The organism is Agrococcus sp. HG114 (assembly GCF_024723325.1).
Taxonomy (GTDB): Bacteria; Actinomycetota; Actinomycetes; order Actinomycetales; family Microbacteriaceae; genus Agrococcus.
The window spans coordinates 1-6396 of sequence record NZ_JANQCH010000130.1 but is presented as its reverse complement, the minus strand read 5'-3'; the positions used below and the strand labels follow the sequence as shown (position 1 = coordinate 6396).

The window sequence follows — 6396 nt, the reverse complement described above, 5'->3', positions numbered from 1 at the left end:
CCGCTCGTCGGGCGCCGCGGCAACGGCCGCCACGCCGTCGAGCCGCTCCCGCACGGGCCGGCCGAGCACGAGCGCCGCGCACGCGGGGCAGACCGCGACATCCCACGCGCCGCACCCGGCGCACGCGACCGGCCACAGGACGCTCGCCGCCTCCCGAAGCGCCTCCCGCATCCGCATGCACGCACGGTGGCACACGGATGCGCGGACCGGCTCTCGGGGACGGGCGGGGTGTGGACGGCTGCCCCGGCGGGCCTGGCGCGGGCTACTGCTGCGTCGCGATGAGCGTGATCGGGCCGAGGCTCGGCACGGGGCTCCACACGCGGCCGCGGAGCGACAGGAGCGAGCCGTCGACGCCGAGCGCGCGCAGCGACGAGGTGCCCTCGCTGCCGCCGACGATCGCGCGCACGGGCTCGCCGGGCGCCGGCAGCTGCTCCGACTCGCCCCCGACGGCGAGCACGACGACCTGCGACTGGTCGCCGCTCGCCGCGAGCACGGCGACCTGCGTCGGGCTCGTCCACGTGACGTCGCTCGCGACGCCGTCGATGCGCGGGAGCGCGTAGGGCTCGCCGAGCGACACGGGCCGGCCGAGCGCGTCGCGGATCACCGCCGCGACCCACACCTCGCTCGCGCTGCCGTCGACGGTCGTGATCGCGAGCCGCGCGCCGTCGCGCGAGAGCTCGATCGCGGTGATGCGGTCGGCGCCGGGCGGCAGCTGCAGCTCCGAGCGCTCGCCGCCGCGCCACGCGAGGAGCCGCTGCGGCGCCGCGCGCTCCTGCAGGATCACCCAGCCGCTGTCGTCCGTCGTCGCCGGCAGCGCGGCGTCTGCCGAGATCGCCACCGGGTCGGCGCCGGGCGCGAGCCAGAGCGCCGTGCTGCCGGTCGTCGCGACGCCGCCGAGGGCGCCGACGGTGTAGTCGCTCGCCCCCAGTCGCGCGAGCGCGGGCCCGACGTCGTCGATGCTCGTGCCCCCGCCGCCGATCGGCCGCAGCGTCGTGCCGTCGAGCACGAGCGGACGCTGGTCGACGTCGCCGTCGTCGAGGGGCGCCGCGTCGGCGCTCGACGCGGCGAGGCCGTCGAGCGCCTCGACCTGCACGCGCACCTCGCGCACCCCGAGCGGGCGCATCGACAGGGCCAGCTGAGCGGCGAGCGGCTGCAGGCTCGCGCTCCCGCGCTGCTGCACCTGCGCGAAGTCGAGCGTGACCGTGGCGATCGTGCCCTCGACGAGGGGCTCCCCGACCCGCCGCGCCTCCGGCGCCCCGGCCGTGGAGACCGCGGGCGAGAGCCACGTCGCCGGGCCCGCGAGCAGGGCGTCGACCATGCGCCCCGGGAGCGTCGTCGCGGTCCGCTCGAACCAGCGCACCTCGGGCACGGCCCGCGTCCCGTCCGGCGTGACCCAGTGGAGCGCGTGCGGCCGGAACAGCTGGGCGAAGTGGAACGCCGAGAGCACGATCCCGTCGGGCGCCTGCGCGATGCGCCACTCCCCCGCCACCCGCAGCATCCGGAACTCGAGCATCCGCTCGCTGCCGACGACGCTGAGCGCGCCGCCCGCGTCGAGCTGCGACACCGCGGTCACGACCGCCGTCGCGGCCGTCTCGCCGCCGAGCGTCACCTCCGGCTGGCCCGAGCGCACGAGCACGCGCGCCGACGGGCTCCACCGCTCCGCCTCGCCGCTGACGAGGTACTCGCGAGCGATCGCGAAGTCGTCGTCGGGGCTGATGGCCGCGGCGAGGAAGCCGCGGACGATCTCCTCCTGCGTCGCCCCGACCCGCGGCGGCTCGGCGATGAAGACGAGGTCGCTCGTCTGCTCGCCGACGTCGACCTGGCCGGCGGTGACCGGCCCCGAGTCGGGGATCGCGACGCAGCCGGAGAGCGCGAGGGCAGCGGCGGCGAGCGCGGCGGCGAGGGTGCGCCTCATCGGTCGACCTCCTCGGTCGTGGTCGCGACGCTCGGGTCGACGAGCGCGATGGGCGCGCTCGCCGTGTCGTCGTCGGCGGGCGGTGCGCCCGCGGGCTCGGCCGGCGGCTCCACCGGTGGCAGCTCGATGGGCGAGACGACGGCGCGCGCCCCCGAGCGCGGCAGCGTCAGCCGGAAGGCGGTGCCCTCGCCCGGGCGCGACCACACGTCGATCCAGCCGCCGTGCAGCGCGGCGTCGTCGCGGCTGATGGAGAGGCCGAGGCCCGTGCCGCCCGTGCGGCGCTGCCGCGAGGGGTCGGCCCGCCAGAAGCGGTCGAACACGCGCGCGGCCTCCTCCTCGCTCATCCCCACCCCGTGGTCGCGCACCGCGATCGCGGCCGCGTCGCTCGACGAGTCGACGGTGACCACGACGGGTCGCCCCTCGCCGTGGTCGATCGCGTTGCCGAGGAGGTTCTGCAGGATCCGCCGGATCCGTCGCGGGTCGACCTCCGCCTCGAAGTGCCCGCCGGGCGCGACGAGCCGCAGCTCCGTGCCGCGCTCGGCGGCGAGCGGCTCGACTGCGGCGAGCTCCGCCTGCGCGAGCCGCACGAGGTTCGTCGGCTCGATCTCGAGCTGCGCCGCACCGGCGTCGAAGCGGCTGAGCTCGAGCAGGTCGGCCAGCAGCTGCTCGAAGCGCTCGATCTGCGTGTGCAGCAGCTCGACGGTGCGCGCGGCGACGGGGTCGAACGACTCGCGCCGGTCGTGCAGCACGTCGCCGGCGAGCCGGATGGTCGTGAGCGGCGTGCGCAGCTCGTGCGAGACGTCGCTCACGAAGCGCTGCTGCACGGTCGAGAGCGTCGCGAGCTCGTTGATCTGGTGCGCGATCGAGTCGGCCATGTCGTTGAAGGAGCGGCCGAGCGTCGCGACCTCGTCGTCGCCGCGCACGGGGATGCGCACGTCGAGCTCGCCCGCGGCGATGCGCGCGGCGGAGTCGGCGGCCTGCTGCACGGGACCCACGACCATGCGGGCGACGAACCACGTGATGAGGCCGATGAGCGCGATGAGCGCGAGCCCGCCGAGCACCATCGTGAGCTGCATGAAGCCGAGCGTGTCCTGCGTCGTCTGCAGGCTCGTGAGCAGGTAGAGCTCGTAGCGGCCCGCGAGCGGCACCTCGATCGTCGTGCCGACGACGATCGCCGGCTCGCCGCCGCCCGGCTCCTCGATCCGCACCGACTGGTAGTACGGGGTGGTGTCGGATGCGCCGGCCACGGCCGCGCGGAGCTCGGCCGTGAGCAGGTCGGTGTCGAAGGCCTGCGACTGCACGTCGTTCATCTGCAGCACCGTCTCGGGCTGCCCGTCGCTGCGGAGCATCGCGTACTCGGCGGACGCCCGGCTCGAGATGACGCCCGTGACCGCGTCGAGCGCGCGGTCCTGCAGCGCGTCCACCTCGCCGCTCGTGAGCGTCTGCGTCACCGCCTCGTCGAAGATCTGCTGCATCTCGCCGGACGCGCGCACCGCCTCGACGAGCGCCTCGTCGCGGCGCGTCTCGAAGAGGTTCTGGCCGACGGAGGCGGACATGTAGCCGAACACCCCCACGAGCGCGAGCGTCGAGAGCGCCATGCTCGCCGCGACCACGCGCCACTGCAGGGACCGGCGCAGCGCGAGCGTCGCCGTCTCCCAGAGCGGGCGTGGCAGCGCGGCCACGGCTGCCTAGCCGGTGGGGGCGCCGGCGCGGTAGCCGACCCCGCGCACGGTCGTCACGACCACCGGGTTGTCGACGTCGCGCTCGACCTTGGAGCGCAGCCGCTGCACGTGCACGTTCACGAGGCGCGTGTCGGCCTTGTAGTGGTAGCCCCACACCTGCTCGAGCAGCATCTCGCGCGAGAACACCTGGTTGGGCTTCTTCGCGAGCGTGACGAGCAGCTCGAACTCGAGCGGGGTGAGCGCGATCTGCGCGCCGTCGCGCACCACCCGGTGGCCCTCGACGTCGATCTCGAGGTCGGCGACCCGCAGGATCCCGCCGTCCTCCTGGCGAGGCGCGCGCAGACGCGTGCGCACCCGGGCGACGAGCTCCTTCGGGTTGAACGGCTTGACGACGTAGTCGTCGGCGCCCGACTCGAGGCCGAGCACGATGTCGGTCGGGTCGCCCTTCGCGGTGAGCATGATGATCGGCACGCCCGACTCCTCGCGGATCTCGGTGCAGATCTGGATGCCGTCCTTGCCGGGCAGCATCAGGTCGAGCAGCACGAGGTCGGGACGGACCTCGTGGAACCGGTCGAGCGCATCCGCGCCGTCGGCGCAGTGCTCGAGCGCGAACCCCTCGTTCGAGAGCACGATGCCGATCATCTCGGCGAGCGCGAGATCGTCGTCGACGACGAGGATCGTCTGCTCCGGCATCGGGCGCTCCCTCCCCGCGCGAGCTCCCGCGCGGCTCTCGTCAGGGTAGCCCAGCGATCGCGGCCCTCCCGTCAGGCGCCCGCCCGCGTCGGCAGGGCGCGCATGCGCGCGTACGGGCTCAGCACGAGCGGCAGCGCGCCGAGCATCGCGACGACCGAGCCGACCCAGATCGCCGACAGGGTGCCGAAGGCCGTGCCGAGCCACCCGGCGACGAGCGCGCCGATCGGCATGACGCCCCACACGACGAAGCGGATGGACGCGTTCATGCGGCCGAGGAGCGGCTTCGGGCAGATCCGCTGGCGGGCGGTGACCTGCACGATGTTGTAGACGAGCACGCTGAAGCCGAGCAGCGCCTCGAACACGACGAGCAGCACGACCGCGGCCTGCGGCAGGTGTGCCGCGAGCGGCAGCAGCGCCGCGGACACGGTGAACAGCACCGTCGAGGCGGTGAGCGCCTGCCCCTCGCCGATCCAGCGCGCGATGCGGTTCGCGAGCAGCGAGCCGACGAGGCCGCCGACGGCGCCGAGCGTCATGAGCACCCCGTAGATCGACGGGTCGAGCCCGAGGATGCGGAGGATCAGGATCGGCGAGAGGGTCAGGGCGATCGTCGTGCCGAGGTTCGTGATCGCGGTCGTGGCGACGATCCGCACGAGGAAGTCGGTGCTCGCGACGAAGCGCAGGCCCTCGCCGATCTCGCGCACGAGGTGCTGCCGCTCGTGCTTGGGCTTCACCTGCTCGTCGTCGCGCACGAGCATGAGGCTGATGGCGCTGAGCAGGAACCCGACCGCGTTCGCCGCGAGCAGCAGCGGCGCCGAGATCACCTTGAGCAGCACGCCCGCGATCGCGGGACCGCCGAGCCGCATGGTCTGCGCGGTCGCCTCGAGCGCGCCGTTCGCGGGGCCGACGTGCTCGTCGCGCACGAGCACGGGCACGAACGACTGGTAGCCGACGTCGAAGAAGACGGTCGCGACGCCGACGAGCGCGCCGACGACGAACAGGTGCCACATCTCGAGCATCCCCGCGAGCCACAGGAGCGGCACCGCGGCGACCGCGACCACGCGCACGAGGTCGGCCGCGATCATCACCCGGCGCTTGCGCATCCGGTCGAGCCACGCCCCCGCCGGGAGCCCGACGAGCAGGAACGCCGCCGTCTCGGCCGCGTTGAGGTAGCCCATCTGCGCGTCGGTCGCGTGGAGCACGCTCACCGCGACGATCGGCATCGCGAGCGCCGCGAACTGCGCGCCGAGCTGGCTGAGCCCCTGTCCGAGCCAGAACGCGGGGAACCCCCGCTCGCGCCACAGGCCGCGGTGCGCGGTGCCGCCCTCGGGCGCGACGGCGGCAGGGGTCGCGTCGGGCGCCGGGCCGGCCGCAGCGGTGCCGGGCACCGCGGCCGCCGGCGCGGTGTCGGGCACCGTCGACGCGGGCGTCGGGGCGGTGGATGCGTCGGGCTCGGTCGTCATGGCGCGAGCGTACACCTGTGATTGGGTTCTCCCAATCAGTGATCTCCGGTGGCTACGCTGACCCCATGACCGAGGAGCCGACCACGACCGAGCTCACGGCGAAGGCGAAGGCGCTCTCGTCGCCGCTGCGCTGGCGCATCCTGCGCCTGTGCCTGCACGAGCCCCGCACGAACAAGGAGCTCGCCGGGCTGCTCGGGCTCAACGCGGGCACGATGCACCACCACGTCTCCTGCCTCGTCGAGACCGGCTTCCTCGAGGCCCTCGAGCCGCGCGTCGGTGCGCGCGGCGCGAAGGAGATCCCGTATCGGGCGACGGGCCTCACGTGGCGCGACTCGGAGGCGCCGCTCGTGGGCCCGGTCGTGGTGGAGACGTTCCTGCAGGAGATCCAGGGCGTGAGCCCCACGGATCTCGAGATCGGCCGGGTCGGCTCCCGGCTCACGCCCGAGGATCGCGAGGCGCTCGAGCAGCGCGTCGACGAGCTGCTCGAGTGGGTGCGCGCGCACGACTCCCCCGGCGGCGAGCCCTTCTCGATGATGATCGCGCTGCACCCCGACGTGCAGCAGCGCTGACCCGCCCGCTCCCGCTCCCCCACCCTCACGCCGCGCCCCGCGCCCCGCGCCCCGCGCCCCGCGCCCGCGCCCCGCGC

At 74.7% G+C, this 6396-nt stretch carries 5 protein-coding genes; 1 reads left to right on the top strand and 4 read right to left on the bottom strand.

From position 1 onward, the window contains the following. Window positions 1-262: 262 nt before the first annotated feature. The 4 genes from NWP09_RS10945 to NWP09_RS10930 form a co-directional block, all read right to left on the bottom strand. On the bottom strand, window positions 263-1915 hold the full coding sequence (locus tag NWP09_RS10945; protein ID WP_258275548.1) for an LpqB family beta-propeller domain-containing protein: 1653 nt from the start codon (window positions 1913-1915) through the stop codon (window positions 263-265). Then, window positions 1912-3597 carry an MtrAB system histidine kinase MtrB gene (gene mtrB, locus NWP09_RS10940; RefSeq protein WP_258275547.1) on the bottom strand — a complete coding sequence of 562 codons (1686 nt, stop codon included), beginning with the start codon at window positions 3595-3597 and terminating at the stop codon, window positions 1912-1914. The genes NWP09_RS10945 and mtrB overlap by 4 nt, the downstream gene beginning before the upstream one ends. A 6-nt stretch (window positions 3598-3603) precedes the next feature. After that, window positions 3604-4290: an MtrAB system response regulator MtrA gene (gene mtrA / locus NWP09_RS10935; protein ID WP_258275546.1), complete on the bottom strand. Its 687-nt coding sequence runs from the start codon at window positions 4288-4290 to the stop codon at window positions 3604-3606. Between the two features lie 71 nt (window positions 4291-4361). Next, the gene (locus NWP09_RS10930; RefSeq protein ID WP_258275545.1) at window positions 4362-5750 is read right to left on the bottom strand and encodes an MFS transporter; all 1389 of its coding nucleotides are present in this window, start codon (window positions 5748-5750) and stop codon (window positions 4362-4364) included. Window positions 5751-5815: 65 nt separating this feature from the next. On the opposite strand from NWP09_RS10930, the gene NWP09_RS10925 reads away from it, so the two are divergent. Continuing rightward, window positions 5816-6319, top strand: a complete 504-nt coding sequence (locus tag NWP09_RS10925) for a transcriptional regulator (RefSeq protein WP_258275544.1) — start codon at window positions 5816-5818, stop codon at window positions 6317-6319. Window positions 6320-6396: the final 77 nt, after the last annotated feature.

Bases quoted from the DNA above. Each gene is read 5' to 3' on its own strand.
- mtrA (WP_258275546.1), bottom strand. From the start codon at position 4,290: ATGCCGGAGCAGACGATCCTCGTCGTCGACGACGATCTCGCGCTCGCC.
- NWP09_RS10930 (WP_258275545.1), bottom strand. From the start codon at position 5,750: ATGACGACCGAGCCCGACGCATCCACCGCCCCGACGCCCGCGTCGACG.
- NWP09_RS10925 (WP_258275544.1), top strand. From the start codon at position 5,816: ATGACCGAGGAGCCGACCACGACCGAGCTCACGGCGAAGGCGAAGGCG.
- NWP09_RS10945 (WP_258275548.1), bottom strand. From the start codon at position 1,915: ATGAGGCGCACCCTCGCCGCCGCGCTCGCCGCCGCTGCCCTCGCGCTC.